Below are 26,299 nucleotides of genomic sequence, written 5' to 3' on the forward strand. Positions count from 1 at the left end.
GATCAGGCTCCCTTCATCACTTCGGCCGCGTCCTGGACGGCGCGCACGATCTTGTCATAGCCGGTGCAGCGGCAGAGATTGCCGGCCAGCCCAAAGCGGATTTCCTCCTCGGTGGGCGAGGGGTTTTTCGCCAGAAGGTCTTTCGCCGCAATCAGGAAACCTGGCGTGCAGATGCCGCATTGCAAGGCCGCATGCTCCAGGAATTTCTGCTGCAGCGGGTGCAGCTGGTCGCCATGCGCCATGCCTTCGATGGTCTCGACCTTGCGCCCTTCCGCTTCCGCGCCCAGCACCAGGCAGGAGCAGACCAGGCGGCCGTCGACGATGACGCTGCAGGCGCCGCAGTCGCCGGTGCCGCAGCCTTCCTTGGCGCCGGTCAGGCCGAGCCGATCGCGCAGCACTTCCAGCAGCGTCTCGTCGGGCTGGCAGAGATATTCGACGGCATCGCCGTTGATCGTGGTTGATACAGCTACACCGGCCATTATTTGCCTCCCGCACGCTTGTAGGCGATTGCCGCGGCTCTTTGCGCCAGCACGCCCGCAACTTTCCGTCTGAATTCGATGGTGCCGCGCTTGTCGTCGATCGGACGGCAGGCGCCGGAACAGATCTTCGCCAGCCGCTCCAGCGTCGCTTCGTCGAGCTTCGAGCCGACCAGCACCTGGCCTGCTTCCTCGACAAGCAGCACCGTGGGTGCCGAGGCGCCCAGCGCCACGCGCGCGGTCTTGATCGCGCCGTGATCGTCCAGCGTCAGGTTCACGCCGGCGCTCACCACCGCAATGTCCATCTCGGTGCGCGGAATGAAGCGCAGATAGGCGTCGCCGGCATGCTCAGGACGCTTGTCGAGCAGGATCGCCTCGACGATCTCGCCCTTGGCCAAAGAGGTGCGGCCCGGTCCGGTCGGCACGCTCTCCACGGCAATCGTGCGCTTGCCCGAAGTCCCTACGACCACCGCCTTGGCGCCGGCCGCCACCAGCGCCGGCACGCTGTCGGCGGCGGGCGAGGCGTTGCAGAGATTGCCGGTGATGGTGCAGCGGCCCTGCACCTGCTTGGAGCCGATCAGGTTGGCCGCCTCGACCACGCCCGGCCATGCCTGCTTCAGCGCCTTGTTCTCGCCCAGCACCGCGCAGGGCACGGCGGCGCCGATCCGGAAGCCGTCGGCCGTCTCGGTGACGTCGCTCAGGCCGCCTATGCGCTTGATGTCGACGATCAGCTCAGGCTCGATGAAGCCGCCCTTCATCCTCACCAGCAGGTCGCTGCCCCCGGCCAGGATGGCGGCCGGTCCTACTGCCTTGGCGAGCTCGCCAACGGCATCTTCTATTGAAAGCGGACGTATGTAACGCATCGTCTCCCCTTGGTGATCGCTTTGTCGACGACCGTTATAAAGCCTCTGGTTATAATGGCCATCCCGTTCATGCATGTGCGGGTTGGGCCAGAGCCATGCTCCAGATGCGCCCAGAGGCCGGGCCAGGGCGTCGCGGCCAGTTCCTTCGCCCCGTCTCTGCCGCAAACCGCAAAACTGTTATTCGTCCGATGTCCATACCGGCTCGAATGAGACATTGCGCAACCCGGCCTTGCGCACCCGCTCGACGAACACGTCATTGACGAAGACCGGGGAAGCCCGCATCGGCAGCCTGAACACTTCCGCTGTCTGGATCTTCCTCCCGTCGAAGGCGTAGCGCTCGATCGCAAGGATGTCGCCGCCGTCGAAGCGCACGATCTGCGAGCGCGCCTCGTCCAGCGCGTCGATCACATGGGTGACGTTGAGCAGCCAGACCTCCTCGCCACGCAGCGCGACAAGCTCGCCATAAGGCCGCAACGCCGCCGCCAGCGCCTCGACAGCCGGCCGGCGCAACAGCGGCGCATGCTCGCCGAGCCAGGGGAAATCGGAATAGAGCCGCTCGCCTTCCTCGACGCGCCGCATCACCGGCGGCTTCCAGCCCTTGAGGGATCGTCCGTCGAGGCTGAAGAATTCCTCGTAAGCGTCATCATCGGCCGGCAGCACCCATTCCTGCCCCTCCGACACGGCGAATTGATGGATGGTCGTCATCGCCCGATGGCGCTCCGCTGGTTTCGTCCGAGGATCGCGGCTCCAGGCGGTTCGCCAAAGCGCGCGCGGGCAAACATGCACCGGCCCCGCGCGCCGTTCAACCAAGCTCAGCCGCGCAGCAGGCCAAGCCGGATCAGGCTCTCGGCGCAGGATAGGATCGCTTCCTCCCGCGAGCGGGGCGTCCAGCCCAGCAGGCGCTCGGCCTTCCTGCCCGTCGCGCTCATGTCGTAGTGGAGCAGCGGCACCACGCCCTTGAGCTGCAGATTGGTTTCGGCGGCGATGCGCACCTGCTCATCGGGCCACACCTGCGTCGACACTTTTTCGGCGGCCTTGCCCAGCCGCTGCCGCAGCAATTCGGCGACCTCGACCATCCACATGCTCTCGCCGACGGTCGCCAGGAAGCGTTCGCCCCTGGCGGCCGGATCGGTCATGGCGCGCAGATGCAGATCCGCCACGTCGCGCACATCGACGCAGCAGGCGTTGACGTTGAGGCATCCCGGCTGCCCTTCCAGCATGTTGGCGATCAGCCTGATCGAATGCGAATAGTCGGCCCCCAGCACCGGCCCATAGACGGCGACCGGATTGATCGCCGCCAGTTCCAGCCCGTTGCCTTCGCGCGCCACGAAATCCCAGGCGGCGCGCTCGGCGAGCGTCTTCGACTTCTGGTAGGGCGCGACATTGCCGGTCAGGTCGCTTCAGTCGGTTTCGTCGAAGGGCCGCCGGTGGTCCGGCTTGTGGCCGACGCCGATCGCGCCGAAGGCCGATGTCAGCACGACGCGCCTCACCCCTGCGTCACGCGCGGCGCGCAGCACCCTGAGGTTCCCGTTGACGGCAGGCTCGATCCAATCCTCCTCGCGGGTCTGGTCGCCGGAAGGCGTCGGCGAGGCGCCATGCATTACATAGTCGCATCCGGCCGCCGCCTCCGGCCATCCGCGGTCGTCTGTGAGATCGGCGTGGACGAAGGAGAGGCGGTTCCCCGCATCGACGCCGCCGACCTTGAGGTGCGCGCGCACCTCCGCTTCCCGCCCTGGCGAGCGGATGGTCGTGCGCACGCGGTAGTCCGCGTTCAGCAGCGCCAGCATGCAGTGTTGCGCGATGAAGCCGGTGCCGCCGGTCACCAGGACGAGTTTGTCGGTCATTTGATGCCTCTGGGGTCTGGAATGGAGCGCCGCATCCGATGGCGGGGCGCAGGATGCGCGGTAGGTAGGACGGCGCTTCTGTACTGTGAATGCTTGAAAATCCGCATTTCCTGCGCGAGAGTACGGAAATGGCGGTCGATCCCTTCTCCGATGTTCTCACGCTCACCAATGCCGAGGCGGTCGTCACGGGCGGCTTCACCGCCGGCGGCCCGTGGGCGATCAGCTTCCCTGGACGCGACAAGATCAAGTTCTTCGCCGTGGTGAAGGGCAGCTGCTGGGTCACTCTCGAAGGCGAGCCAGAACCCTTTCGCTTCGAGACCGGCGATGTCGGGCTGCTTGCGGCGCGGCGCGGCTTCGTGCTCGCCAGCGACCCAAGCCTTGCGCCGGTCGACGCGATGAGCCTGTTCACCGGCGCCGGCCGCACGCTGGTGACGCTGGGCGACGGCTCGGAATTCGCCCATATCGGCGGCCATGTCCTGCTCGATCCGGCGCGCGGCAGGCTGCTGGCGGATTTACTGCCGCCATGGATCCATACGCGGGCGGCGTCGCCCCAGGCGGCCATTTTCCGCTGGCTCCTCGACCGGCTGATCGAGGAGAGGGACGCCGGCCAGCCGGGCGCTGAGCTCGCCTCGGCGCAGCTGACGCAACTGCTCTTCATCGAAATCCTGCGCTCGCATCTCGACACGGCGAGCCTGATGCCCGCCGGCTGGCTCAAAGCACTGGCCGAACCGCGCATCGCGCCGGCGCTGCGCCTGATGCACGGCGACCCGGCGCGTGCCTGGCATCTGGAGGAGCTGGCGAAAGCCTGTGCCATGTCGCGCACCTCATTCGCCGTCCATTTCAGGACGATCGCCGGCGTCGCGCCGCTGGCCTATCTGACCGAGTGGCGCATGCGCCTTGCCGAGCGCGCCTTGCGCGAGGAGCGGACGCCGGTGGCCGTCGTCGCCCGCACGCTCGGCTATACGTCCGAAAGCGCCTTCAGCAACGCCTTCAAACGCATCAACGGCAAGTCGCCGATGGCGTATCGGGCATCGCTGAACGGCCACAAGGATTTCAGACAGCCGCTGCCGGGCAAGCGCGCTGATGCCGTGCCGGTCTGACGGCCTTTGTGCCAGATCCATTCCATCGCCGGGAAGGCACGGGCGCCGCGTGGGCGGACCGATCCACGACCGGCGCCGGCAAATATTGTTATCGCGGCCAGCGGCCTGTAAGAGCGGGCATGATCTCCGTTTCCCGTCTCGCCGCGCTCGCCCTGCTGGCCCTGATCACCTTTGCAACGCTGTCGCCCATCGAACTGCGGCCATACCTGGGCGACGCCAACATAGAGCGCGCTTTGGCCTACGTCCTGCTGGGGCTGGCCCTGGCGCTCGGGTTCCCGTCCCGCGTGACGCAGACCGTGCTGTTCATCTGCGCGGTGGCCGGCGTTCTCGAGTTCCTGCAGCTGTTCGACCCTGGCCGGCATGCGCGGGTTGTCGATGGCCTGCTCAAAGCGGCGGCGGGCGTCGTGGGTATTATCCTGGGGCGCTTCGTCATCACGTGGGCGAGCCGCGCCGCCGAGCGGCGCTAGAGCAATTCCTGGAAAAGTGTTGCGACCTCATGCGCGTCGTATTCAGAGGGCTCGCCGCCAGGATTTCCGCATAAGCTGCGGTCGAATGATGGACGATCCCGGAAGCAGATGGCCAAGAAGTTTGCATTTCTGCTGGTGCGCGATTTCACGCTCTCGCCGCTGTCGCTGTTCATCGACACGCTGAGGCTCGCCGGCGACGAGGGCGACCGCAGCCGCCGGGTCGAGTTCGACTGGGAGATCGTCGGCGAGCGCGGCCTGCCGATCCGCGCCAGTTGCGGCGTCGAATTGCTGCCGACGAAGGCGATCGGCAATCCGGAGGATTTCGACAATGTCGTGGTGGTCGGCGGCCTGCTCGACACCAGCCGCGGGCTGAGTTCGGAAAAGGAGGCGTTCCTGATGCGCGCCGCCGAAAAGGGCGTGCCGATCACCGCGCTCTGCACCGGCAGCTTCGTTTTGGCGCGCTACGGCCTGCTCGACGGCTACAGCGCCGCCGTCAGCTGGTTCCACATCAAGGATTTCCGCGCCGAGTTCCCCGATGTGAGCGCGCATGCCGACAGTCTCTATTCCGTCGACAGGGGCCGGGCCACCTGCGCCGGCGGCACCGGTGCCGCCGACCTCGCCGGCTATTTCGTCTCGCAATTCATCGGCCAGAAGGCGGCGGAGAAGGCGGCCAAGATCTTGGTGCTCGACCGCATCCGCTCCAGCCGCGACGTGCAGCCGGTCGGCGACCTTTTTCCTGCCGCCGCGAGCCGCGCGGTGAAGCGGGCGCTGCTCCTGATGGAAAGCAATTTGCAGGAGACGCTCTCGGTCGCCGAGATCGCCGCCAGGATGAACTGCTCGCGCCGCCAGCTTGAGCGTCTGTTCGGCACCGAGCTCGGCATCGGCCCGATGGCCGCCTATCTGGCGCTCAGGGTGCATTATGCAAAGTCGCTGCTGGAAGGCAGCGACCTCGCCATCGGCGAGATCGCCTATCGCTGCGGCTTCCCCAATGCCGGCCATTTCAGCCGCGTCTTCCGCCAGCAGACCGGCATCACGCCGACCCATCTCAGGCACCCGAACCGCGCTGTTGCTGCCGCCGCGAAATGATGCGGATCCGCCATGAATCTGGTCGGGTCGCATGCCCGGCCTGGCCGATTGCGCCGGCAAGGAAACGAACCCAAGCTTAGTGACGAGCGGCGGTTGCGCCGCTGCTTGAGCCGTCGAAGTCGCCTCGGAGAGCCATGCCGCATTATCCCGACGCCATGCCCGGATCGAAAGCCCTGTTCGAACGCGCCAGGAAGGTGATGCCGGGCGGCAACACGCGCACCACGGTCTTCGTCGACCCGTTCCCGATCTACGCCGAACGCGGGGAGGGCTGCCGGGTCTGGGATGTCGACGGCAATGCCTATTACGACTGCATCAACAATTTCACCGCGATGATCCATGGCTATGCCCATCCCGACGTCACCGCGGCCGTCGCCGGGCAGCTGCCCCTCGGCACCGCCTTCGGCGCCCCGACCCTGAGCGAGATCGAACTCGCCGAGCTGCTGGTCGAGCGGCTGCCCTCGGTCGATCAGGTCCGCTTCACCAACTCCGGCACGGAGGGCGTGATGATGGCGATCAAGGCCGCGCGCGCCTTCACCTTGCGGCCGAAGATCGTCAAGATCGAGGGCGCCTATCACGGCTCCTACGATTTCGCCGAAGTGAGCCTGGATTCTTCGCCGGCCAATTGGGGCGACCTGCCGAGGTCGACGGCCTATGCCAGGGGCACGCCGCGCGGCGTGCTGGACGACGTGGTCGCCGTGCCCTTCAACGACACCGAGGCGTTGCGCGCCGTCTTCGCCGCCGAGGGCGACACCATCGCGGCCGTGCTGATCGACCCGATGCCCAACCGTGCCGGCCTCATCCCGGCGCGCCGGGATTACCTCCTCGCCATGGTCGAGATCGCCCATGCGGCGGGGGCGCTGGTTATCTTCGACGAGGTCATCTCGTTTCGCCTCGGATGGTCGGGCGCGCAAGGATTGTGGGGCATCGAGCCCGACCTGACGGCGCTTGGAAAAATCATCGGCGGCGGTTTTCCGATCGGGGCCGTGGGCGGGCGCGCCGACATCATGGCGGTGTTCGATCCGACCGGAGGCAAGCCCGCGCTTCCGCATGGCGGCACCTTCACCGCCAATCCGGTCACGATGCGCGCCGGCCTTGCCTCGATGCGGGCGCTGACGAAGGAAGGCTTCGCCCATCTCGATCGTCTCGGCGCGTTGCTGCGCGACGGCGTCACCGCCTCATTCGAAAAGCACGGTCTTGCCGGCCAGTGTGTCGGCCTCGGCTCCCTGTTCAAGGTTCATTTTACGTCGCACCCCGTCACGGACTATCGTTCGATCTATCCCGGTTCGGCCGAGCGGAAAAAATTCGACGTCTTCCACAAGGGCCTGCTTGGCCGCGGCGTGCTCTCCGCCAGCTACGGCCTGTTCGCGCTGTCGACGCCGATGACCGAGGCGGACGCCGGCGCCATTCTTCAAGCGATCGACGAGACCCTGGCCGACGTCGCCGCGCAGTCCTGAAAGCAGGCCCCGCATGACAGCTTCTCCTCATGTCGTGGTGGTCGGCGCGGGCACGCTGGGCATGTGCACGGCGCTCAACCTCGTCGAGCAGGGCGCGCGCGTCACGGTGCTGGAAGCGCAGTCGATCGCTTCGGGGTCGAGCGGCCGGTCGGTCGGCGTCGTCGGATCGCAACTGACCGACCCGTTCGAGATCATGCTGCGCGTCCATTCGCTGCGCCGGTTCAGCCAATGGGAGGGCGAGGGGCTTCGCTTCAACCATATCGGCTATCTGCGGCTGGCCCGTACGCAAGCGCAGATGGCGCTGTTCGCGAGATCGGTCGAGATCCAGGCCGAGGCGGGGCTGAGGTCGCGCCTGGTTCGCGCGAACGAACTCCGGGATCTCGTGCCGCACATCAATCCTGAGGGCCTCGAAGGCGGCTTGTTCGGGCCAGACAACGGCTTCCTCGATCCGCATGAGATGTGCAATTTCCTGGCCGGCATCGTGCGTGCCAAGGGCGGCGAGATCCGCCAGCATCGCAAGTTGCTCGGCGTGGAACGGCGGCCGGGCGGCTACAGGCTGGAGACCAGTCATGGCCCGATAGATACCGACACCGTGGTCAATGCGGGCGGCGCCTGGGCGCCGCAGGTGGCCGCGCTTTTCGGCCAGCGCCTGCACATCTGGCCCGAGCGCCACGAGGCCGTCGTCATCCATCTCGACGAGCAGCTCGGTTACACCATGCCGATGGTGATGGACCTGGTGAACGGCGAGGGCACTGGCCTCAATTTCCGCCACGAAAAACCGGGCGAGCTGATCGCCGAGATCCACAAGGTGAACTCGAGCGCGCCGGAAGATCCCGACAATTACAACGACCAGTGCGAGGAGCAGTCGAAGGTCGATCTGGCCGAACTGCTTCTGGAACGCGTGCCCGACCTGCCGGGCGCGCGGCTCGGCCGGGGCTGGGCGGGCCTCTACCCGGTGACGGCCGACCATCGCCCCTTTGTCGGGCCGATCGACGCCTCGGAGCCGGCGCTGATCACCGCCGCCGGCGCCGGCGGCTATGGCATCCAGCTCGCGCCGGTGATCGGCCAGATCGCCGCCGACTGGGTGCTGCAGGGCGCGCCGGTTTCGGTGCCCGGTTCGCGGAGCCTGGCGCCGTCGGACGAGCGAAACATCTATGGTCATTGACCGACGCGTTTTGACGAGGCTGAACGCCTAAGATGCGACCGTGCGCGATAGGCGGTTCCGAAAACTACCGTTGTGACATTGATGGCAAGAATGCGCCAATACCGGTCACCGCACATTGTCAACCTGATAGCGCCCAGACTCCGCAACACTACTGTCCGACAAACACCACTTCGTCCCAAGGTGGGCGCTCAGGGAAAACCTCATCGAGAAATGTCAGAAATGCTTTGACGTTCGGATTGGCGCGGCGGCTCTCTGGCCAGAGCGCAATCATGCTGGAGCGGTCGACGGCGAAGGCGGTGAGGATCGGCACGAGTTCGCCGCGTTTCACATATGGCGCGGCGATGTAGGTTGGAGAGATGCCGACGCCGCCGCCGGCGACGAGGACAGCGGCGACACCATCGCTTGTGTCCACCATGATCCCAATCTTTGGCGTGGCCTCGAAGGTTCGTTTTCCTGATCCAAAGGACCAGCGAAGTGTCTGGCCCGAGCTCTGGAAGCGAAAATTGACGCAGTCATGCTCCGCTAGTTCGTCAGGATGTCGAGGTGTACCCCGTCGTCTCAGATACTCGGGCGAAGCAAAGGCGCAAAGGCGATGCGGCGCAAGCCGTCGGGACTTCAAACGGGAGTCGGCCAGTGCTCCAACCCGAATGGCGACGTCTATGCCCTCTTCGATCATGTCCACGAACCGATCTCCCAGGCGCAGATCGATTGCGAGTTTCGGATGGCGTGCGCGCAAGCGAGGAAGCGCCGGGCCGAGTATATGCACGCCGACCGGAAGTGGTGCGGATATCCGAAGAATGCCGGACGGGTCGGCGCGGGCAGCCATTGCGGCCTGCTCGATATCCTCTGCTTCCCGCAACAGACGCAACGCGCGATCATGCAGATCGCGGCCCTCCGGCGTAAGCGTCAGAGAGCGCGTGGTACGGAGGAATAGGACAATGCCGAGCTGCTGCTCGAGCCGCTGGACGCTCTTGCTGACGGCAGACGGTGACACCCCGAGCGCGCGGGCTGCCGCCGTGTAGCTTCCAAGGGATGCGGCCCGCGCGAATGCAATCAGCCCCGTGAGACGTTCTATGCCGATTTGTGCCATGATGGCATGAGTAAAGCGAATATCGGACCAATTATCAATCGAGGGAATTGGAATTACTGTTTGGCTATCGGCGCAATCGAGCGCCTCCAAAACGGAGCCGGAGTGGTGGGTACCCAACCAAACATCGCGGATATCCTTTCAGGCAAGACCATACTCATCGTCGGCGGCACCTCGGGGATCGGCCTCGCCGCAGCCACTCAAGCGAAGTCCTTCGGCGCAAAAGTCATCGTGGTCGGATTTGACGCCGAACGGGCGAAAGAAGCCGCAGAACAACATGGCCTCAGTGGCTGGAGGGCCGCCGATGTGACCAAGCGTGAGACCATCGAATCCGCGCTCGCTGATATCGAGCATGTCGATCACCTCGTCTTGCTGGCCGGAAGCTTCGTCGTCGGCAAGGTGCTGGAAGCCGATGTCATCCATCTCCGCCGCGCGTTCGAAGAGCGCGTCTGGGCGGCGATATATACTCTTCGGGCACTTGGAGACCGCCTCGCCGCCGACGGTTCGGTGACATTCATCTCCGGAGCACTGGGCGATCGGCCGAATGCCTATGGGACCGCCGTTCTCGCTGCCGCTTCGGCGGCGATGGAAGCATTGGCACGCGGCCTTGCGTTGGAACTCGCGCCGCGCCGCGTGAACACCCTTTCGCCGGGTCCGATCGATACTCCACTGCTCGGCAAGGCACTTGGCGGCGGTCGCGACGCCTTTGTCGAGGGCCTCAAGGCAACATTGCCATTGCATCGTCTCGGGAGCGCTGAGGAAGCCGGGGCGGCAGTCGTGTTCTTGATGGCGAATGGCTGGATGAACGGTGCGACGCTCAACCTAGACGGTGGCTCGCGGCTGGTCTGAAGGCTTTTCAGCATTGCGAGCCAGAACTCTGTGAAATTTGTCGCTCGGGGTTTCGAACCCCTCAAGAAGGAATTCACTGAATGTCGACTGACCCAACCAAGACAGCCCTGACCTTTTTCGGCCACTGGAACACCGGCCGCATCGACGAGGCGATCGCCATGCTTTCCGAAGTCGTGCTGTACGACAATGTACCGTTCCCGAATATCGTCGGGCGGGAGAACGTCCGAAAGTTTCACCGAGATTTCGGAATTGGAACGACATTCACAGTTGATTGGACGGTGACACAGATCGCGGCGGCCGGAAACGTCGTCCTTAACGAACGGCTTGATGTCTTCCTGCATGAGGGCGGTGGAAAAATCATACTTCCGGTCATGGGGACGCTTACGGTCGTGGAGGGAGCGATCACCGTATGGCGCGACTATTTCGATCCCTCTGATTTCGATCGGCAGTTGGCTCTAATCGCGAAATAACACGATGGAATGGATTGGCTGCTTAGGGCCTACAGCAGACTTCAGTCGTTTGCTCCTCCGAATAATTCCACGGCATCAACTCGTCGATTCGGCTCTGCTTGTGGCCCTTGCCGATCGCGGTCAGCGCGTGCTGGTCAAGTAGGCGAGCGGATCGACAGCGTTGAGCTTGCAGGTCTCGATCAGCGAGGCGATAGCCGCCCAATTCTCTGCTCAAGCATCGTGTCCGGCGAAGAGAGCATTCTTCCGGTTCAGCGCGATTGGCCTGATGGTTCGCTCGACCTCGGGTTGGAACGCCTAAGATGTGACCGTTCGCATTAACCATCAATTAACTATCCGGTCGCCTTTAATACGGTTCTGGAGGATACTGATTTTGGCCGCGAGCGATGGTCTCGCGACGCCGGAATTAGAAAAGAAGCGGCGCTATCGCCGCCATCTGCCGGGGAGGCGCCCAGCATCTTTGATGAAGGAGCGCCGGAATGAATATCGAGGAAGCAGTCACTGCGGCGACGGCGGGGTCGGGAGCGCTTCTCTCCTGTCTTGGCCAGCCGGTCGTGGCCTATCACGTCACGGCCATCATGCGCGAAACCGACAGGAGTCACGCGCGGCAGATGCAGCTCGCTTTGCTGCGCCGAAGCATCGAGGCCCTTGTCGACGACGGCCTCGAAGACATCGAGGCCGAGCGCTTCGCGTCGCAGTTCGACGGTCGCGTCGGCTCGGCCTGGGATCGCCTGCATCCGACCGGCGACACGTCGCATTGATCTACGCTCAATAGTTGCGGCGTTCCTTTGCGGTAGGATAGACTGCGCACCCAACGGCAGTTGAAACTGCCGACTGCATGCCAAAGTGACTTTTGCACAAGGCGGCGAGGTCGGCCGATGGTCGATGCGGGGACAGTTTCATCGGTATCTGGCGCCGGGTTCAAGCAACAGGCGCTCGGCGTTGGCCTTGTCGTGCTCTCGACTATCGCAATCGCCATTGTGCCTAGCTTCGCCAAAATCGCCTATGAAGGCGGCAGCAACACGCTCAGCGTCATCACCGGCCGAAGCATCTTTTCGGTGTTGATCACCTTGTTGCTGCTGGCGGCCTCGCGTCAGCCGATAGCAATTCCACGCCGGCCTATGCGGATCGCCCTGGCGGTGGGCGTGGCGTATGCCGTGATGCTCTACGGCTATCTCGGAGCCGTGAATTACCTGCCCGTCAGCCTGGTGATTTTGATCTACTTCATCCACCCGGTGCTTGTCGGTTTCATCGTGATGTTTCTGGGACAGGAAAAACTCACGATCATATCCATCGGCGCGCTCGTCGCCGCGCTTGTGGGGCTTTACCTGGCTATCGGGCTTTCCTTCGAAGGGCTGAGCGGCATTGGATTGGCCCTCGCGGCGTTGGCGATGGCGATGACGGCGATCATTGTTGTGTGCGGTGCGCGCGCGACCGCGGAAGCAAAGGCGATTTCAGTCGGCTTCTACATGATGCTTTCGGCCGCAGTCACGCTCACCGTGATCTTCGCGCTCTTTGGAACACTGGCCTTGCCCACGACGCCGCTCGCATGGACCGGCTTTGTCGGCGTCGCCGTCGCGTCCACGGTGGGCACCCTCGCATTCATCTCGGGCATGGCTTACGTCGGCGCGGCGCGCGCGGCGATGATCAGCAATCTGGAGCCGGTCCTCGGGGTCTTGTTTGCGATTGCGGTTTTGGGGGAGCGGGTTTCGCTGCTTCAGGGCGTCGGCATCGCCATTGTCATCGGAGCGATCTTTGTCATGGAGATGCGCCGTTAGCCGCATCGGGGGATTCGAGAATGCAGGCGATACCGATAGTCCATCAGCCGGAACCGCCGGCCATCCCGGCAGGATCGTCCCTGGGCGGCTATCCCACCGCCGTCTTGTGCTGGCTGCTGTCGGCCGGGGTCTATATCGCGGCCAAATGGGTCGCGCCGGAAATGCCGCCCTGGGGTCTCTGCTTCTGGCGGCTCCTGTTGGCGTGTGCCATCCTGTTGCCGATCGTGCACCGCCATCACGGCGCGATGATTGCGCTCCTCAAATCCCGGCCCCTCGAGATCGTCGCCGTCGGCGCCATCGGCCTGACGCTCTGCCAGGGCATGATCTACCGTGGCCTGAACGACACCGACGCGACCACGGCCGGCATCATCATGGCGATGTCGCCGATCATGACCATGGTGCTCGCGCGTCTCGTGCTGGGCGAACCGCTCGGGCTCTGGAAGGCGCTCGGCGCGGTTGCCGCACTTGCCGGCATGCTGGTCATCGTCGCGCACGGCAATATCGACGCGCTGGTTAAGCTGCGCTTCAACATCGGCGAATTGTGGATCGTCGGCAGCGCCTTCTGCTGGGCGCTCTACACGGTGCTGCTGCGCCGCTCCAAATTCGGCCTCGAGCTTCTGCCGCTGGTGGTCCTCCTGCTCGGCGCCGGCGCGCTGGTGGCGCTGCCGTTCCATCTCTGGGAAATCTCCAACGACGAACGCTCCGCCCTGAATGGCAATGGCCTGCTCGCGCTCGCCTATCTGGCCGGCCCTGGCGGTGCGCTGATGTATTATCTCTACAACAAAAGCGTCGAGACGCTGGGCGCCAGCCGGGCAAGCATGCTGCTCTATCTGCAGACATTGTTCGTCGCCATCCTCGCCTATCTGCTGCTCGGCGAGAGCTTGCATAACTACGACCTGTTCGGCGCCGCCTTCATCGTCCTGGGCATCGTGCTGGCAACGGTGATCAGGCCGAGGGCGGTTCCAGCCAAGGCGTGAGCAAGCCTCACAGTAGCTCGCTTAACATATGTGGATGTCCGCGCCGCCGGATCGATCTATCGCCTTGGTGGGGCGGAGAGAATCGACATGGACTGCTTCACCAGGCTCGAAGCGCTGATCGACGCCGGCAGCGCCGACGCGGTCCAGGAAGCTCGCGCTCTGCTCAAGCACCTCGTCGCCGGCTCACGAGCCGCTTTCGACGCGGCGGACGAATTCCTGATCGAGTTGATGACGCTGGCCTTCCTGGTCGAGGCCGGCCTGGAAGCCTTTCACAATCCTGCGCGGCGGCTCGCGCGCCTCAGGCTCTCCAGGCTGAAGCTGCTGCTGGCCTGATGCACCAAGCTTTCCTAAATTAGCCATTTTTGCTATTGGCTGCGCCTTCGCAGCGGCGGCCTCGGCCGAAGGGGACCATGGCGATCGACAAGCGCGTGAACGCATGAACGGCTCTCAGCACAGGCTGGAGCTGCGCGTGCTTGGCGATTTTCAGGTGACGCGCGACGGTCAGCCGCTTGACCTGCCGCCGTCGCGCAAGACGCGGGCGCTGCTTGCTTACCTCGCCGTCACCGCCAGGCAGCACCAGCGCGAGCGGTTGTGCGAGATATTCTGGGACATTCCCGACGATCCGCGCGGCGCCTTGCGCTGGAGTCTCTCCAAGATCCGCCAGGTGCTGGGCGCCGACGAAAAAACTCTCGTCGCCGATCGCAACGCCGTGACGCTCAACCTCGAGACGGACTATGCGCGGCTCGCGCCGCTGGTGAAGGCCGATCTGTCGTCCCGCTCGACCGAGGAGCTCGAAGCCGTCCTTGCCTCGATCCGCGGCGGCTTTCTCGCCGACCTCTCGCTCGAACGATGCTTCGAAGACGAATCCTGGCGGCAGGCGATCGCCAGCGAAGTGGAGATCGTCGAGCTCGGCATCCTGCGCGAGCTGGTTGAGCGTCTGGCCGATGAGCCGCGACGGGCGCTGCCCTTCGCGCAGCGGCTGCGCCGCCTCGTGCCCGATGATGCGCGGCTCGCCGCCGAGACAGAGGCGCTGGAGGACAAGGTCCGGTCGGCCACCGCTCAAGCCACGAGCCGCGCGCCCCAGTCTGGCGCTGCGCGACCGGCGCAGGCGCCGTCGAAACCCGCCGTGTCGCCGCAGGATCCCGGCCGCGCCGTGCAATTCTGCCGGGCGCTCGACGGCACCAGGCTGGCCTATGCCAGCACCGGCAGCGGTCCGGCGATCCTGCGCGCCGCGCACTGGATGTCGCATCTCACCTTCGACTGAGACAGCCCGATCTGGCGGCACTGGATGCGCGAACTGTCGCGCCACAACCGGCTGGTGCGCTATGACCAGCGTTGCAACGGCCTTTCGCAGCGGCATGTCATCGACATTTCGTTCGAGACCATGGTGTCGGACCTTGAATGCGTGGTCGAGGCTACAGGGCTCGACCGCTTCACCTTGCTCGGTCTGTCGCAGAGCTGCGCGGTTTCGATCGCCTATGCCATCCGCCACCCCAAGCGGGTCTCGGGCATGGTGCTTTACGGCGGTTACGTCAAAGGCTGGCGGGCGCGCGGCGACGCCGGCGAGATCGCGACGCGCGAGGCCGTGGCGACGCTGATGCGCGAGAACTGGGGCAAGCCGAACCCGATGTTTCGCCAGGCTTTCTGCTCGATGTTCATCCCCGGCGCCACGCACGAGCATTTCGCCTGGATGGACGACCTGATGCTGCGCACCGTCTCGCCCGACGATGCCTGGCGTCTTCAGAACTCCTTTTCGATGATCGATGTCAGCGGCTTGCTGGAAAAGGTGCGTGTGCCGACGCTGGTGCTGCATGCGCGGGACGATAACGTGGCTCCGGTCGAATCCGGGCGCACCATGGCCGCGGGTATCCCGGGCGCCCGCTTCATCGAGCTCGACAGCCAGAACCACATCCTCCTCGAAGGCGAGCCCGCCTTTGAGGAGTTCATCGACCACGTCCGCGCCTTCATCGCCGAGACCACGGGCAGCTAAGCGGATACGCGAAGTTCTCAGCCCCTGGCGAGCGGTACGGTGAACACCGTCGCGGTGCCGGTGAGGCAAAGCTCGCCGGCTTCGTTGCGCACCGAGGTCTCCAGCTTGGTGATCGGCTTGTCGGCGCGCACCTCCTTGACCTCGACGCGGCCGGTGATCAGTTCGCCGACGCCGACCGCCTTGACGAATTTCCACGACACTTCGAGGAACACGGAGCCGGGGCCGGGGAGGTCCTCCGCCACCACCGCGTTCAGGATGCCGGAGGTGACGCCGCCCTGCACGATGAGCTTGCCGAACACCGAAGCCTCGGCCAGCGCCTTGTCGTAATGCAATGGGTTGCGGTCGCCGGTCATCGCGGCGAACGCGTCGATATCCTGCGGCAGTGTGCGCCGCGAGCGCTCGGCAAAGGCGCCGATCTTTGGCCGGCCCTTGACGACGCCGACCCAGCCGTCCTTGATCACATGTACTGTCATGGTCTTGCTCCTGTTCGGTTGTGTGAAAGGTCGGCCGGCGGCCTGTCCTGGTTGGCCGGCGCCCGATAGGTCGAGGGCTTCGAGGCCCGGCGGACGGGCATGGGTTGCCCGGCCAGCGCCTGCACCTCTGCCTTCAGCACGGCGCTGAAGCGGCGATGCCGCTCGCCGATATCGTCGAGCGTCCAGTCGAAGCCGGCGACGGCGTCGGTGGTGTCGAGGATCTGGTTCGCGATCATGTCGCGCTGCCGCTTCCAGATCGCGAATGCCGCCTCCGAGCCGTCGAGGATGGCCCGCGCCAGAGTTTCGGCGTCTCGCAGCGCATCGGAAATGCCGTGCGAGGTGATCGGGTCGCGGAAGAAGCCGGCGTCGCCCACCAGCGCCCAGCCGGGGCCGTGCGGCTGGCGGATATAGCCAGGCACGCCGCGGAACGCCTGCAGGCGGGCGTCCTTCGGCGCAAGGGCCGCCTGTTCCGCCAGAGCCGGCGAAAGCGCCTCGAGCACATCCATGCGGGCACGCGCATGGCCGAGGCGGAAGCGCTGGTCGAACAGGCCCGTCGGCACCGAGGCGACGATGCAGGCGAGGCCGTCATTGGTCGGGATGAAGGAGCCGGCGATCCCGTCGCGGAAGTACCAGTGATAGCCGGCGCCGGGCTCGACCGGCGCATAGCCATAGACATGGGCGGCCGACACGGCACCGCGCCGCAAGGGCTGGGCGTCGACGCATTTCGCCACCAGCGAGCCGACACCGTCGGCGCCGACGACGATATCGGCGCTGACCCGCACTGAGGTGCGGCCGGCGACGCGGATCTCGATGCCGCGAACCCGGCCGCGCGTGTCGGCGAAGAGGTCGCCGACCGCCATTTCGTGCAGGATCTCCGCACCAGCCTTGCGGGCCGCATCGACCAGGATCCGGTCGAGCACGGTGCGCCGCGGCGCGATCAGGCCGGGAAGCTCCGAACCTGAGGCGAGGGGGATGGTGATCTCGTTGTCGCCATAGTGGAAGGTCGTCGTCTCGATCAGCGGCGTGCCGGCCTTGAGCAGCGGCTCGAGCAGGCCCCAGCGCCATAATTGCAGCACCGCTGGCCGCATCAGCGCATGCGTCGACAGCGTGTCGGAGCCAAAGGGCTTGCGGTCGATCGCCAGCACCTTGAGGCCCGCGCGGGCAAGCAGCATCGCGGTCGCCGCACCCGCGCAGCGCGCGCCGACGATGATGGCGTCGTAATGGCCGCGCCTGGGGGAGGCCATGAGGGAGATGGGATTGCTTGTCATGGTCGTGGTTCCTCAGGCCGCCTTGCGGCCGTTGCGGTCGAGATGACGGGAGATTTCGGCGGCGATCGCCTCGGCATCCGCGCCGACGCCGCCGATGAAATTGGAATCGCGCTTGCGCAGGAAGCGGAAGCCGAGCGCGTAGAGGCCGGGCACGGTGGTGACGCCGCCCTGATGCGCGAGCTCGCCATCGGCGCCGAGCGCCAGCGGCTCCAGCCAGCCGAACGAGCGCGCATAGCCGGTCGCCCAGATGATGCTGCGGATCGATCCGTCCGTCAGCGACAGCCGCTCGCTCGCGGCCGATGGCAGCGCCACCGGCTCGGGCCGGTACGGTGTCGGCGTGCCAGCAAAGCGGTCGATCTCGTCGAGCAGGCGCGCCTGCTTCGCTTCCGCCGCCGCGATGTGCTGGCCGAGGTCGCCGGCGAAGGCGATCTCGCGGTCGCCGACGCCGCGCGCCCGCCCGGTGAGTTCCACGCCGAGCGCCTGCAGCGTGGCGAGGTCGACATCGGCCCTGTCCGGCCGGCCGGCGAGCTGCAGCGATGGCTGGCGCCGGGCGCCTTCCGGATTGGCCAGGTCTTCCGGGCGCTGCGCCATCAGGCCCATCGCGCACAGCCAAAAGAAGATGTCCTGGCCACACCATGTTCTGGGCAGGCGCGTATGCTTGCTGACCGAAAGCACCACGCGCCGCCCGGCGCGGGCGAGCTCGTCGGCGATCTGCACGCCGGACGACGAGGCGCCGACGACCAGCACGCCGCCGCCCGGCAGCTCGCCGGGCGAGCGATAGTGCGAAGCGTGAATGCTGAGGGGTCCGCGAAGTGTCTCAGTCGCGAAGGGGATGAGCGGGCGGTCGCAATGTCCCGTCGCGACGACGACCGCGCGTGCCGACCAGTCGCCGGCGTTGGTGCGCAAGGCGAAGCCGTCGCTGGTTCGCTTGGCGGAGTTGACCTCGACATTGGTCTCGACCGGCGCATGCCATTGCCAGGCGTAGCGCTCCAGGCTTTCCACGAAAGCCCCTTTGCTCATGAAGCCGTCGGGATCGCCGCCCTTGTAGGGCGAGCCGGGGAGCGCATTCAGCCAGTTCGGCGTGAGCAGCCGAAGCGAGCGCCAGCTCTGCGAGCGCCAGCGCTCGCCGATGCGGCCGCGCTCCAGCACGGCATGGTCGATGCCGGCCTGGCCGAGGCAATGGCTGAGCGCAAGGCCGGCCTGGCCGGCGCCGATGATGACGACATCCGAGCGTCTCATGGATCAGTTCCGTCTGAGGCAAAGAGGCGGTCCGGATTGGCCCCGGACCGCCTGGAGGCTTACTGGATGGTCTTGATGCCGACGGTGACCGGCACGCCCTTGGTCAGCACGTCGAAGACCGCCGAACGGGTGCGCGACTGCTCGACCAGCTGTTGGAGCTTTTCGGCCGGCGCGTCGCCTTCGATCTCGAACGACACATGGATGTTCTGGAAGCCGTTGCGGACCTCGTCGGAAATGCCGAGGATGCCGCGCAGATCGATGTCGCCGTCGACCGAGCACTTCACCTTGGTGAGCTTGATGCCGCGCGCTGCGGCGATGTTGGCCACGCCCGCCATCAGGCAGCCCGCCAGCCCATGCAGCAGCCACTCGACCGGGGTCGGAGCATTGTCGGCGCCGCACAGGATCGCTGGATGGTCGGCGTCGGCATAATGCGGCTTCTCGTGCTTCTGCTCGTTGCCGGCGCCGAAGAAGCCGTTCATGACGGTCTTGCTGTGCGTGCCCTCGATCCACTCATTGTGGGCGCGGAACTGGAACTTGGCGAGCTCCGGCTGCCCGGCGACGAAATTGATCGTCGCCATCAGGTTCGGCGTGTCGACCCCGTTGAGCGGAAGCCGTGCAGGTTTGGTGTTGGGTTGCATCTTCATCTCCAAGGTTGGTTTTGCGGCTTGGTTGCCGTGACGGCATTTGTTTGCCGGTTGAGCGTTTGAACGAGAGTGGATGCGACCGTGGAATTTTTCATACGCTCACCGTGGAATTTGGCGTGGACGTATCGTTTGAAACGGCGCGGCCCACCGCCTGAATCCAGCGCGCCGGAACGCAAAAACCCCTGGGCGTTGGGAAGCGCCCGGGGCTTGTCGACGGCGTGGCCGCAATCGCTATCGGCGGTTAGCCGATGGTGCGGATGTCCATCCCGCCGGTGCCGGAGGCAGCGCGGCGCGTGGAGGTGTAGTAGTCGATTCCCGAACGGGTGATGCCCATGTCCTTGAGCAGATAGTCAGGCATGGCGTGCAAGGCGGCGCGGTCGCTGCGCATCCTCATGGCATGATAGACAAGCCTGAGTGCGCGGCCGGCAAAGCCGATCAGGCCGGGGCTCGCGCGGCCGGTTTCATAGGCGGTATGTTCCAAACTCGTCATCGTCGTCTCCATCCTTTGCGGCGCGACCATTTCGCGTCGTCGATGGCAGCACTGTCGCTGACGACCGGGGGAGCCAGCGTTGGAGCGGGCGTCGAAATTGCCGTGGAATCTGACGGTTTCTCAGTTTGAAATATCGTCCTTTGCCAATGGGCACGGGGCGCGCCCGCGTCGAAGCCGGGCGCGATCGCTTCGTCTTCGCCGGGCACGCACCCCGCGATCGGATCGCGGCGCCGCTTTGCGGAGTCCGCAAACGAAGGCGCGGGCGGACAGCGGGAGTGAGGCTGGCGGCTCGCACGCTCGGCCGAAACCCCGTACCAGCAGGCAGAACAGCCGCTCGAACCGGTGCGGGAGTGAAAACAGGCTGCAGGAGCAACCAGATGCATGTCCGGGCGTTGAATGGCAGCAGTCGGCTCACGAGGCCGCAAGCCCTGGGCCGGCGCGAGATGCTCTTTGGGAGCCGCGCTCATGCCTCCGCTGGTGCTCTTTGTCGTCAAGAACCTCGCCACCGGGGCGATCATCGGGTTGACGGTGGCGTGCTGGCTCCTGGCTTTCGGCACGCTCGGCAGCCATCTGTCGTCAGGCGGAGGCGACTATGTGGCTGTCGGAATGATCGCCTATTCGATGGCGTCTTGCTTCGGGATGGGATTCCTGGCCACAGCCCTGATGTTTCTGGAATAAGCCGTCTGCCCAGCGCCGATGCCCCGAACAGCTGTTTATCCGGGGCTGACCATGAGCCCGCCGCTCAACCGCGAACGACCGCCGTTAACCCGCAGTCCGCCCCTATCTTTCCGCAAATGCCCGCGCGAAGGAATCCATCATCGGCCGCACCAGATATTCGAAGAAAGTCCGGTCGCCGGTGCTGATGAAGGTATCGACCGGGGCGCCGGGGTAAAGCTGTTCGACCTTCACGCCGGGCGGCAGGGCGTCTGCGATCTTCAGCCTGGCGCGGAAATAGGGTTCGTGCGTGGTTTCGTCGATCAGCCGGTCGGCGGAAATCTCGCTCACCGTGGCCGGCACCTCCGGCGTGAGCCGCGCGTTGAGTGCCGACAGCCTGAGCTTCGCCTTCTGGCCGACATGCACCTGGTCGATGTCCCTCGGCCTGAGCTTTGCGTCCACCGCCAGGCCCGATGACGTGGGCAGGATCTCCATGATCTTCTCGCCGGGCGCGACCACGCTGCCTTGCGCATTATAGGTCGAGGACACGACGATGCCCGCCGCCGGCGCGGTGATCGTCGTGCGCTTCAGCACGGCTTCCGCCGCGCGCATCTGCTCCTCGATGTCGGCGAGGTTGGTGCGCACGTCGTCGAGCTTGGTCAGCGCCTCCTCGACGCGCTGCGTCGTGGCGCGCTCGGTCTGCGCCTCGGCCTCCGCGATCTGCGTGTTGGCGGAGGCAAGGTACGCCGCCAGCGCGCCGGCCTGGCCGACAAGGTCGGCCTCGGAGCGCAGCAGCTGCGAATATTCGCTGCGGTTGGTGAGGCCCTTGCTGAGAAGGTCGGTCTTGATGCCGAGCTCCTTCTTCACCACCTCGGCCTGCTGCTCGATCGCCGCCTTCTGCGCGTTCAGGCCCTTGACGGATTCGCGATGCATGGCGACGCGCTGCGCCAGGATCGACTGTTCCGAGCGGAAGCGCGCGAGCCTGGCGTCGAACTCCTTCTGCTGTTCGCGGATGAGGTTCTGGAACTCCGGCTGGAACGGCGCCGGCGCGGGCTCGGTCATCGGCGCCAGCCGGTCCAGCCCGTCGCGCTCGGCCTCCAGCCGCGCGGCGCTCGCCTTGAGCGCGATCCACTGCCGGGTCAGCCGGTTGAGATCGGCCTCCGGAGCGGTCCGGTCGAGCAGGATGAGCTCCTGGCCCTCGCGCACGCGGTCGCCTTCATGCACAAGTAACTTGCTGATGATGCCGCCCTCGCGATGCTGGATCAGGATGTTGCCGCCGGTCGCGGCGATCGTGCCTTGCGTGATCACCGCGCCGGCCAGCGGCGCGCTCGCTGCCCAGTAGCCGAAGCCGCCGACTAGCAACGCGATTGCCGCGTAGCCGGCAAAGGCGGTGCGGCGGAAGTCTGTGCGCGGCCGGTTGTCGAAGGTGAGGCTTGGCGCGGACATCGTCTACGACCCGTGGCGGATGGTTTGCGAGGCGCGGATGGTCGGCACGAACGAGCCCGTCACCACCGTGTTCTGCCGCGCGCCTTTGCCCTTGTCGACAGTCGATTGCCGCAGCACCTCGGCGCTCGGTCCGAACGCCTCGATCACGCCGCCGCGCAGAACCATCACGCGGTCGCAGGCCGCGGCGATCGAGGGCCGGTGCGTGATCACGATCGTGGTGACGCCCGCCGCGCGCGCGGCCGCAAGCACCGCTTCGAGCGCCGTTTCGCCGGCGCCGTCGAGATGCGTGCTCGGCTCGTCCAGCACGAGGATGCGCGGATTGCCGTAGAAGGCGCGCGCCAGCCCGATCCGCTGCCGCTCGCCGCCCGACAGCGTCCCGGCGACCATCGTCTGGTAGCCGTCGCGCAGCGAAAGGATCAGCTCATGCGCCTCGGCGCGCTTTGCCGCCTCGACGATCGCGGCGTCGTCCGCGCCTGCGTCGAAGCGGGCGATATTCTCGCTGACCGAGCCGGGGAAAAGCTCCACCTCCTGCGCGAGATAACCGATATGCCGGCCAAGCTGATTCTCGTCCCAGGTCCTAAGCTCGGCGCCGTCGATCCTGACCGAACCGCCGCTCGGCTGGGCCGCTCCGACAAGCAGCCGCGCCAGCGTCGATTTGCCGGCGCCGCTCGGGCCGACGATCGCCACCGCTTCGCCGGGCTGAATCGCGAAGCTCAATCGCTTCAGGATCGGCTCGGCGCCGAACGTGGCATCCGGAGCGATGAAGAAAAGATCCTGCGTTGCAATCGCGCCGGTCGGATCGGGCAAGGCGAGTTTGCTTGCCTGTGCCGGCTGCCCCGCAAGCGCGACCTGCAGCCGCGACCAGGCGCGCCTGGCCTCGCCGATCTGCCGCCACGAGCCGATCAGCTGGTCGAGCGGCTGCAGCGCGCGCGACGACACCAGCGAGGAGGCGAAGATCATGCCGGCCGTCATCTCGCCCTTCAGCACCAGCCAGGCGCCGGCGCCGAGGATCGCGAGCTGCAGCATCATGCGCAGCGCCCTGGAAGCGCCGCTGAAGACGGCGTTGGCGCTGGCCGAACGGTCATGCAGCACAAGCGCCTCCGCCACATGCCGTCCCCATGCGCGCGCGGCGTTTTCCACCATCCCCATGGCGCGCAGCGTCTCGGCGTTGCGGGCAAAGGCCTGCTCGGCCCGGCTGGCCAGAGCCGAGCGCTCCGCCGACATCGCATCGTTCCTGCCGATGGCAAGCTGGTTGGCCACGACCAGCACGACCAGCAGCGCGGTGCCGCCGAGCGTCACCCAGAACAGCACCGGATGGATCAGATAGAGCAATGCGAGGAAGACCGGCGCGAAGGGCAGGTCGAACAGCACCGCTACACCGCGCGAGCGGATGAAGGCGCAGACCGCGGCGAGGTCCGTGAGCGGCGACGGCGCGCTGCTGGCGCCGAGCGAGGCGGCGAACATCCTTGCGCCCAGCCTGTCGTTGACCGTCGCGGCGATACGCTGCGTGTAGACCGCGCGGATGGCGTCGAGGAAGCCGAGGAAGCCAAGCGCCGCGACCGCGATGACCGACAGATAGACCAGCGTCTCGACGCTGGAGGAGGGCAGCACCCGGTCATAGACCTGCAGCAGGTAAAGCGGGATCACCAGCAGCAACAGGTTGATCAGCAGCGAGAACAGGCCGACATCGCTGACTGCGCGCAGGAACACGCGGCGAAGGGGGACCGGCCGCAAACCGGTCGGAGCGCTCTCGCGCGACATCGCCCCGCCGCCTAGGCCGTATGCTCGCCCGTGACGCTCAAATGGCTTTGCTGCAGCTCGTCCAGCGTGTAGGCGTGGATGTAGTCGATCTTCATCTGCGCCGGCGTGGCGAGATGATCCGGCGGCGCGCCGGCCTGGCCGCCGACCGCGAGATCGACCAGCATGTACATCGGTTTGTTCATGTCGGATGGCGTTGCCGCCCACGCGACCTGCACGCCGTCATAGGTCCAGACCAGCTTGTCCGGCGTCCACAACAGGCCATAGGTGTGGAAGCCGGCGGTGTCCATGACGTTCACCGTCGAGCCGACCGTCGTGTGCTGGCCCGTCTGCATGGTATGCGCGGTCATCAGCAGCGAATTCGGCTTCTGTCCGTACATCTCCATCACGTCGAGCTCCGGTGGCCACGAGCCGTCTTCCGGCAGCAGCCAGAAGGCCGGCCAGGCGCCGGCGTTTTCCGGCAGGTCGGCGCGCATTTCGAAATAGCCATAGGTCTGTGAGAACGAGTCGTGCGTGGTAAGCAAGCCGGAGGTGTATTCGTAATTGTTGATCAGCGGCTTGATGTCGGCCGATGCCTGCGCCGCGGTGATGGTGAGCACGCCATTGTCGACGCTGAACGGATGCACCGAGCTGGTCGGCGCGTAATTGGCGTCGATATACCATTGCAACTCGTTGTTCCGGACCAGCGTGCTGCCGTTCGCCGCGCCCCACCAGAAGTTAGTGTCCCAGGTGCCGCCCTGGCTGTTGTGCAGGTTCAGCGTGTTGAACTCGTCGCTGAAGGACAGCGTCATGCCGGACTTGTCGATCGGCAGCTGGAAATTGTTGGGCTGCAGTTTGTCGATGGTGGTGTTCTTGAATTCGAGGATTTCGCCCGATCCGAGGTTCAGCACCACATTCGGTCCCGCCTGCATCATCGCGTCGTGGACGGCGGCGAACGAAGTGAAGCCGTAGCCATCGAGCCGCACGGCATCGTTCGAGGCGAAATTGAGGATCGAGTCACTGCCATTGCCCTTGGCGATGATGAAAATGTCGGCGCCGCCGCCGCCGTCGATCAGCACATCGTTGCCCGCGCCGCCGTCGATCGTCTGGCCACCGCCCGTGGCGGTGATGATGTTGTCCAGCGCATTGCCGAAGGCATAGTTGTGAGCGTTGGTGACGACGAGGTTCTCGACATTGTTCGGCAACGTGTAGCTCATCCATGTGTTGATGGTGTCGACGCCCTGGCCGGCGTACTCGACCACCTTGTTGCCCGACGAATAGAGGTAATAGATGTCGTCGCCTTGGCCGCCATACATGGTGACGTTGACGCCGCTGGAGGCCCAGATGGAGTCGTTGCCGCTGCTGCCGTTGAACGTCCCGGGCGAGGACGCCGAAAACCAATGATTGGAAGCGCCGCTGTAATAAAGAGGAACGCCTATCGCGTTGACGACGAAGCTCATCGGACACTCCCTTCCTCGGTGGTGGCTGGTTTTCAGGCCAACCTACAAAGCCGGCCTATGGTTCCAAGGAATCGCGTAACAGTACAGATAAAAAATTACCGTTCATCGATTAATGATCGGAAATAGACATAACAAGCGGTTTCTAATACAATTTAAGCGCGATAATTACACCTTGAATTACTCAATTTTACTCAAAATTGCGAGGCTCATGCTGAAATATTTGGCAAGATGCTGCTCGTGGCCGAATTGATCAGCGTAGCCGCGTGCGATGAACGAGGGCTGAGTCGCCAAGTGCGACGGTGGACATTCGAGCTGGAATGCGGATCGTAGCACCTACGTCCTGTCCCCGTTACAAAGTGGCGCGCTAGCCGCCGGGCAAAAAATTCGGCAGCCTCTGTCGGATCGGCTGGAGGCCGCCCGTCCTTGGGGCATCGATCAACGAAACCAGAGAGAGGATATCGAGACATGCCGAGCACCATCCATCTGCACCGCGTCCTGGCGACCAAGCCGGAGAAGGTCTACCGCGCATTTATCGAAGCCGATGCGCTGGCCAAGTGGCTGCCTCCGAACGGCTTCACCTGCACGGTGCATGAGTTCGAGGGCAAGGTCGGCGGCGCCTACAAGATGTCCTTCCGCAACTTCACCACCGGCGGCAGCCATTCCTTCGGCGGCGAATTCGTCGAGCTCGTTCCGGGCGAGCGCCTGCGCTACACCGACCGCTTCGACGATCCCAATTTGCCGGGCCAGATCGAGGTGACGGTGACCTTGAAGAAAGTGTTGGTCGGCACCGAGATCAACATCACCCAGGCCGGCATCCCGGACGCCATCCCCGCCGAAGCCTGCTATCTCGGCTGGCAGGAATCGCTGCGCAACCTGGCCAAGCTCGTCGAGCCGGAGATCAATCAGTGATCGCGGGTAAACCGGCGCGGCAGCAATCTTTCCGTCTGCGCGTGCGTCAAACCGACAAATGTGGCGGCTGGTTTTCCGGCCGTCGCGTTCCTCAAGGTAAGCAAAATTTCACCAAGCGCTGATAAAAGCCGCTGCCATGGATCGCAACAAGAACAACGACCTATTTGTCCTGATGGCGGCGCTTGCCGCCATCGCGATCTACAACATTGCCTGCGGCATTAGGACAGGCGAGGTCCGAGGCAAGTTGCATTGGGTCGCGCTCTCGGATGATCCGACACGATTCTGGAACATCGTGGTCGGCAATTCGATCGTCCTGGTGGGCTCGATAGCCTTCCTATGCGTTCTGTGGGTGCTCAATTCCCGCAGGCCGGGATGA

At 65.2% G+C, this 26,299-nt stretch carries 28 protein-coding genes and 2 pseudogenes; 16 read left to right on the forward strand and 14 right to left on the reverse strand.

Going from position 1 to position 26,299, the window contains the following annotated elements; translation table 11 throughout:
• Window positions 1-2: 2 nt before the first annotated feature.
• From EN862_RS15365 to EN862_RS15380, 4 genes and pseudogenes are all read right to left on the reverse strand, one after another.
• Complete coding sequence (locus EN862_RS15365; RefSeq protein WP_127865144.1) at window positions 3-479, reverse strand: (2Fe-2S)-binding protein; 477 nt, start codon at window positions 477-479, stop codon at window positions 3-5.
• Window positions 479-1,339 (reverse strand): xanthine dehydrogenase family protein subunit M, encoded by an 861-nt coding sequence (locus EN862_RS15370; RefSeq protein ID WP_127865145.1) that lies wholly within the window; start codon window positions 1,337-1,339, stop codon window positions 479-481. Before EN862_RS15370 ends, EN862_RS15365 begins: the two co-directional genes overlap by 1 nt.
• A 177-nt stretch (window positions 1,340-1,516) precedes the next feature.
• On the reverse strand, window positions 1,517-2,044 hold the full coding sequence (locus EN862_RS15375) for a DUF1629 domain-containing protein (RefSeq protein WP_127865146.1): 528 nt from the start codon (window positions 2,042-2,044) through the stop codon (window positions 1,517-1,519).
• Window positions 2,045-2,151: 107 nt separating this feature from the next.
• A pseudogene (locus EN862_RS15380) lies at window positions 2,152-3,183 on the reverse strand (aldehyde reductase).
• Window positions 3,184-3,311: 128 nt separating this feature from the next.
• On the opposite strand from EN862_RS15380, the gene EN862_RS15385 reads away from it, so the two are divergent.
• The 5 genes from EN862_RS15385 to EN862_RS15405 all read left to right on the forward strand — a co-directional run bounded on the left by EN862_RS15385 (window position 3,312) and on the right by EN862_RS15405 (window position 8,455).
• Window positions 3,312-4,283: an AraC family transcriptional regulator gene (locus EN862_RS15385; RefSeq protein WP_210235666.1), complete on the forward strand. Its 972-nt coding sequence runs from the start codon at window positions 3,312-3,314 to the stop codon at window positions 4,281-4,283.
• Window positions 4,284-4,402: 119 nt separating this feature from the next.
• Window positions 4,403-4,750 (forward strand): VanZ family protein, encoded by a 348-nt coding sequence (locus tag EN862_RS15390; RefSeq protein ID WP_127865148.1) that lies wholly within the window; start codon window positions 4,403-4,405, stop codon window positions 4,748-4,750.
• 108 nt (window positions 4,751-4,858) lie between these two features.
• Window positions 4,859-5,836, forward strand: a complete 978-nt coding sequence (locus EN862_RS15395) for a GlxA family transcriptional regulator (RefSeq protein WP_127865149.1) — start codon at window positions 4,859-4,861, stop codon at window positions 5,834-5,836.
• 134 nt (window positions 5,837-5,970) lie between these two features.
• A complete protein-coding gene (locus EN862_RS15400) occupies window positions 5,971-7,290 on the forward strand; it encodes an aspartate aminotransferase family protein (RefSeq protein WP_127865150.1) in 1,320 nt (439 codons plus the stop codon).
• A gap of 13 nt (window positions 7,291-7,303) precedes the next feature.
• Window positions 7,304-8,455, forward strand: coding sequence for an FAD-binding oxidoreductase (locus EN862_RS15405; RefSeq protein WP_127865151.1), 1,152 nt, complete (start codon window positions 7,304-7,306; stop codon window positions 8,453-8,455).
• 148 nt (window positions 8,456-8,603) lie between these two features.
• On the opposite strand, the gene EN862_RS15410 is transcribed toward EN862_RS15405, so the two are convergent.
• The gene (locus EN862_RS15410) at window positions 8,604-9,545 is read right to left on the reverse strand and encodes a LysR family transcriptional regulator (RefSeq protein ID WP_127865152.1); all 942 of its coding nucleotides are present in this window, start codon (window positions 9,543-9,545) and stop codon (window positions 8,604-8,606) included.
• Window positions 9,546-9,605: 60 nt separating this feature from the next.
• Between EN862_RS15410 and EN862_RS15415 the strand changes: the two genes are divergently transcribed.
• Window positions 9,606-10,391 carry an SDR family oxidoreductase gene (locus tag EN862_RS15415; protein ID WP_348632076.1) on the forward strand — a complete coding sequence of 262 codons (786 nt, stop codon included), beginning with the start codon at window positions 9,606-9,608 and terminating at the stop codon, window positions 10,389-10,391.
• 80 nt (window positions 10,392-10,471) lie between these two features.
• Window positions 10,472-10,861 (forward strand): limonene-1,2-epoxide hydrolase family protein, encoded by a 390-nt coding sequence (locus EN862_RS15420; RefSeq protein WP_127865153.1) that lies wholly within the window; start codon window positions 10,472-10,474, stop codon window positions 10,859-10,861.
• 22 nt (window positions 10,862-10,883) lie between these two features.
• Here the strand turns inward: EN862_RS15420 and EN862_RS15425 are convergent.
• Window positions 10,884-11,140, reverse strand: a pseudogene (locus EN862_RS15425) (transposase domain-containing protein); the annotation flags it as partial.
• A 197-nt stretch (window positions 11,141-11,337) separates the two neighbouring features.
• On the opposite strand from EN862_RS15425, the gene EN862_RS15430 reads away from it, so the two are divergent.
• From EN862_RS15430 to EN862_RS15455, 6 genes are all read left to right on the forward strand, one after another.
• A complete protein-coding gene (locus tag EN862_RS15430) occupies window positions 11,338-11,619 on the forward strand; it encodes a hypothetical protein (protein ID WP_127865154.1) in 282 nt (93 codons plus the stop codon).
• 117 nt (window positions 11,620-11,736) lie between these two features.
• Window positions 11,737-12,636 (forward strand): DMT family transporter, encoded by a 900-nt coding sequence (locus EN862_RS15435; RefSeq protein ID WP_127865155.1) that lies wholly within the window; start codon window positions 11,737-11,739, stop codon window positions 12,634-12,636.
• A 20-nt stretch (window positions 12,637-12,656) separates the two neighbouring features.
• Window positions 12,657-13,613 carry an EamA family transporter gene (locus tag EN862_RS15440; RefSeq protein WP_127865156.1) on the forward strand — a complete coding sequence of 319 codons (957 nt, stop codon included), beginning with the start codon at window positions 12,657-12,659 and terminating at the stop codon, window positions 13,611-13,613.
• Window positions 13,614-13,700: 87 nt separating this feature from the next.
• Window positions 13,701-13,946, forward strand: coding sequence for a hypothetical protein (locus EN862_RS15445; protein ID WP_127865157.1), 246 nt, complete (start codon window positions 13,701-13,703; stop codon window positions 13,944-13,946).
• Between the two features lie 103 nt (window positions 13,947-14,049).
• A complete protein-coding gene (locus EN862_RS15450; protein ID WP_127865158.1) occupies window positions 14,050-14,877 on the forward strand; it encodes a hypothetical protein in 828 nt (275 codons plus the stop codon).
• A gap of 9 nt (window positions 14,878-14,886) precedes the next feature.
• Window positions 14,887-15,603: an alpha/beta fold hydrolase gene (locus EN862_RS15455; RefSeq protein WP_127865159.1), complete on the forward strand. Its 717-nt coding sequence runs from the start codon at window positions 14,887-14,889 to the stop codon at window positions 15,601-15,603.
• Window positions 15,604-15,620: 17 nt separating this feature from the next.
• Here the strand turns inward: EN862_RS15455 and EN862_RS15460 are convergent, their stop codons facing one another.
• From EN862_RS15460 to EN862_RS15480, 5 genes are all read right to left on the reverse strand, one after another.
• On the reverse strand, window positions 15,621-16,076 hold the full coding sequence (locus EN862_RS15460; RefSeq protein ID WP_127865160.1) for a MaoC family dehydratase: 456 nt from the start codon (window positions 16,074-16,076) through the stop codon (window positions 15,621-15,623).
• On the reverse strand, window positions 16,073-17,344 hold the full coding sequence (locus EN862_RS15465) for an NAD(P)/FAD-dependent oxidoreductase (protein ID WP_127865161.1): 1,272 nt from the start codon (window positions 17,342-17,344) through the stop codon (window positions 16,073-16,075). The genes EN862_RS15460 and EN862_RS15465 overlap by 4 nt, the downstream gene beginning before the upstream one ends.
• Before the next feature lie 12 nt (window positions 17,345-17,356).
• Window positions 17,357-18,583 (reverse strand): NAD(P)/FAD-dependent oxidoreductase, encoded by a 1,227-nt coding sequence (locus tag EN862_RS15470; protein ID WP_127865162.1) that lies wholly within the window; start codon window positions 18,581-18,583, stop codon window positions 17,357-17,359.
• Between the two features lie 59 nt (window positions 18,584-18,642).
• On the reverse strand, window positions 18,643-19,221 hold the full coding sequence (locus EN862_RS15475; protein WP_245430116.1) for an OsmC family protein: 579 nt from the start codon (window positions 19,219-19,221) through the stop codon (window positions 18,643-18,645).
• Between the two features lie 247 nt (window positions 19,222-19,468).
• Window positions 19,469-19,717: a DUF1127 domain-containing protein gene (locus EN862_RS15480; protein ID WP_189401169.1), complete on the reverse strand. Its 249-nt coding sequence runs from the start codon at window positions 19,715-19,717 to the stop codon at window positions 19,469-19,471.
• A gap of 465 nt (window positions 19,718-20,182) precedes the next feature.
• On the opposite strand from EN862_RS15480, the gene EN862_RS15485 reads away from it, so the two are divergent.
• Window positions 20,183-20,395 (forward strand): hypothetical protein, encoded by a 213-nt coding sequence (locus tag EN862_RS15485; protein ID WP_127865164.1) that lies wholly within the window; start codon window positions 20,183-20,185, stop codon window positions 20,393-20,395.
• Between the two features lie 102 nt (window positions 20,396-20,497).
• Here EN862_RS15485 and EN862_RS15490 read toward each other — a convergent pair whose 3' ends face one another.
• The 3 genes from EN862_RS15490 to EN862_RS15500 are packed head-to-tail and all read right to left on the reverse strand — an operon-like array spanning window position 20,498 to window position 25,014.
• Entirely contained in the window at window positions 20,498-21,817 is a 1,320-nt protein-coding gene (locus EN862_RS15490; RefSeq protein ID WP_127865165.1) for an HlyD family type I secretion periplasmic adaptor subunit, read from the reverse strand.
• A 3-nt stretch (window positions 21,818-21,820) separates the two neighbouring features.
• On the reverse strand, window positions 21,821-23,578 hold the full coding sequence (locus tag EN862_RS15495; protein WP_127865166.1) for a type I secretion system permease/ATPase: 1,758 nt from the start codon (window positions 23,576-23,578) through the stop codon (window positions 21,821-21,823).
• 11 nt (window positions 23,579-23,589) lie between these two features.
• Window positions 23,590-25,014: a family 16 glycosylhydrolase gene (locus tag EN862_RS15500; RefSeq protein ID WP_127865167.1), complete on the reverse strand. Its 1,425-nt coding sequence runs from the start codon at window positions 25,012-25,014 to the stop codon at window positions 23,590-23,592.
• A gap of 465 nt (window positions 25,015-25,479) precedes the next feature.
• Here EN862_RS15500 and EN862_RS15505 point away from each other — a divergent pair, with 465 nt between their 5' ends.
• Together EN862_RS15505 and EN862_RS15510 are read left to right on the forward strand one after the other, a co-directional pair.
• The gene (locus EN862_RS15505) at window positions 25,480-25,923 is read left to right on the forward strand and encodes an SRPBCC family protein (protein WP_127865168.1); all 444 of its coding nucleotides are present in this window, start codon (window positions 25,480-25,482) and stop codon (window positions 25,921-25,923) included.
• A gap of 136 nt (window positions 25,924-26,059) precedes the next feature.
• Window positions 26,060-26,299 carry a hypothetical protein gene (locus EN862_RS15510; protein ID WP_127238136.1) on the forward strand — a complete coding sequence of 80 codons (240 nt, stop codon included), beginning with the start codon at window positions 26,060-26,062 and terminating at the stop codon, window positions 26,297-26,299.

This window comes from Mesorhizobium sp. M2E.F.Ca.ET.219.01.1.1 (assembly GCF_004016445.2).
Taxonomy (GTDB): Bacteria; Pseudomonadota; Alphaproteobacteria; order Rhizobiales; family Rhizobiaceae; genus Mesorhizobium.

Coding starts and splice junctions, on each gene's coding strand:
- EN862_RS15500 (WP_127865167.1), bottom strand. CDS start 25,014: ATGAGCTTCGTCGTCAACGCGATAGGCGTTCCTCTTTATTACAGCGGC.
- EN862_RS15465 (WP_127865161.1), bottom strand. CDS start 17,344: ATGACAAGCAATCCCATCTCCCTCATGGCCTCCCCCAGGCGCGGCCAT.
- EN862_RS15370 (WP_127865145.1), bottom strand. CDS start 1,339: ATGCGTTACATACGTCCGCTTTCAATAGAAGATGCCGTTGGCGAGCTC.
- EN862_RS15505 (WP_127865168.1), top strand. CDS start 25,480: ATGCCGAGCACCATCCATCTGCACCGCGTCCTGGCGACCAAGCCGGAG.
- EN862_RS15470 (WP_127865162.1), bottom strand. CDS start 18,583: ATGAGACGCTCGGATGTCGTCATCATCGGCGCCGGCCAGGCCGGCCTT.
- EN862_RS15495 (WP_127865166.1), bottom strand. CDS start 23,578: ATGTCGCGCGAGAGCGCTCCGACCGGTTTGCGGCCGGTCCCCCTTCGC.
- EN862_RS15440 (WP_127865156.1), top strand. CDS start 12,657: ATGCAGGCGATACCGATAGTCCATCAGCCGGAACCGCCGGCCATCCCG.
- EN862_RS15480 (WP_189401169.1), bottom strand. CDS start 19,717: ATGACGAGTTTGGAACATACCGCCTATGAAACCGGCCGCGCGAGCCCC.
- EN862_RS15510 (WP_127238136.1), top strand. CDS start 26,060: ATGGATCGCAACAAGAACAACGACCTATTTGTCCTGATGGCGGCGCTT.
- EN862_RS15430 (WP_127865154.1), top strand. CDS start 11,338: ATGAATATCGAGGAAGCAGTCACTGCGGCGACGGCGGGGTCGGGAGCG.
- EN862_RS15390 (WP_127865148.1), top strand. CDS start 4,403: ATGATCTCCGTTTCCCGTCTCGCCGCGCTCGCCCTGCTGGCCCTGATC.
- EN862_RS15400 (WP_127865150.1), top strand. CDS start 5,971: ATGCCGCATTATCCCGACGCCATGCCCGGATCGAAAGCCCTGTTCGAA.
- EN862_RS15375 (WP_127865146.1), bottom strand. CDS start 2,044: ATGACGACCATCCATCAATTCGCCGTGTCGGAGGGGCAGGAATGGGTG.
- EN862_RS15410 (WP_127865152.1), bottom strand. CDS start 9,545: ATGGCACAAATCGGCATAGAACGTCTCACGGGGCTGATTGCATTCGCG.
- EN862_RS15490 (WP_127865165.1), bottom strand. CDS start 21,817: ATGTCCGCGCCAAGCCTCACCTTCGACAACCGGCCGCGCACAGACTTC.
- EN862_RS15460 (WP_127865160.1), bottom strand. CDS start 16,076: ATGACAGTACATGTGATCAAGGACGGCTGGGTCGGCGTCGTCAAGGGC.
- EN862_RS15435 (WP_127865155.1), top strand. CDS start 11,737: ATGGTCGATGCGGGGACAGTTTCATCGGTATCTGGCGCCGGGTTCAAG.
- EN862_RS15395 (WP_127865149.1), top strand. CDS start 4,859: ATGGCCAAGAAGTTTGCATTTCTGCTGGTGCGCGATTTCACGCTCTCG.
- EN862_RS15365 (WP_127865144.1), bottom strand. CDS start 479: ATGGCCGGTGTAGCTGTATCAACCACGATCAACGGCGATGCCGTCGAA.
- EN862_RS15405 (WP_127865151.1), top strand. CDS start 7,304: ATGACAGCTTCTCCTCATGTCGTGGTGGTCGGCGCGGGCACGCTGGGC.
- EN862_RS15445 (WP_127865157.1), top strand. CDS start 13,701: ATGGACTGCTTCACCAGGCTCGAAGCGCTGATCGACGCCGGCAGCGCC.
- EN862_RS15450 (WP_127865158.1), top strand. CDS start 14,050: ATGAACGGCTCTCAGCACAGGCTGGAGCTGCGCGTGCTTGGCGATTTT.
- EN862_RS15420 (WP_127865153.1), top strand. CDS start 10,472: ATGTCGACTGACCCAACCAAGACAGCCCTGACCTTTTTCGGCCACTGG.
- EN862_RS15485 (WP_127865164.1), top strand. CDS start 20,183: ATGCCTCCGCTGGTGCTCTTTGTCGTCAAGAACCTCGCCACCGGGGCG.
- EN862_RS15475 (WP_245430116.1), bottom strand. CDS start 19,221: ATGCAACCCAACACCAAACCTGCACGGCTTCCGCTCAACGGGGTCGAC.
- EN862_RS15385 (WP_210235666.1), top strand. CDS start 3,312: ATGGCGGTCGATCCCTTCTCCGATGTTCTCACGCTCACCAATGCCGAG.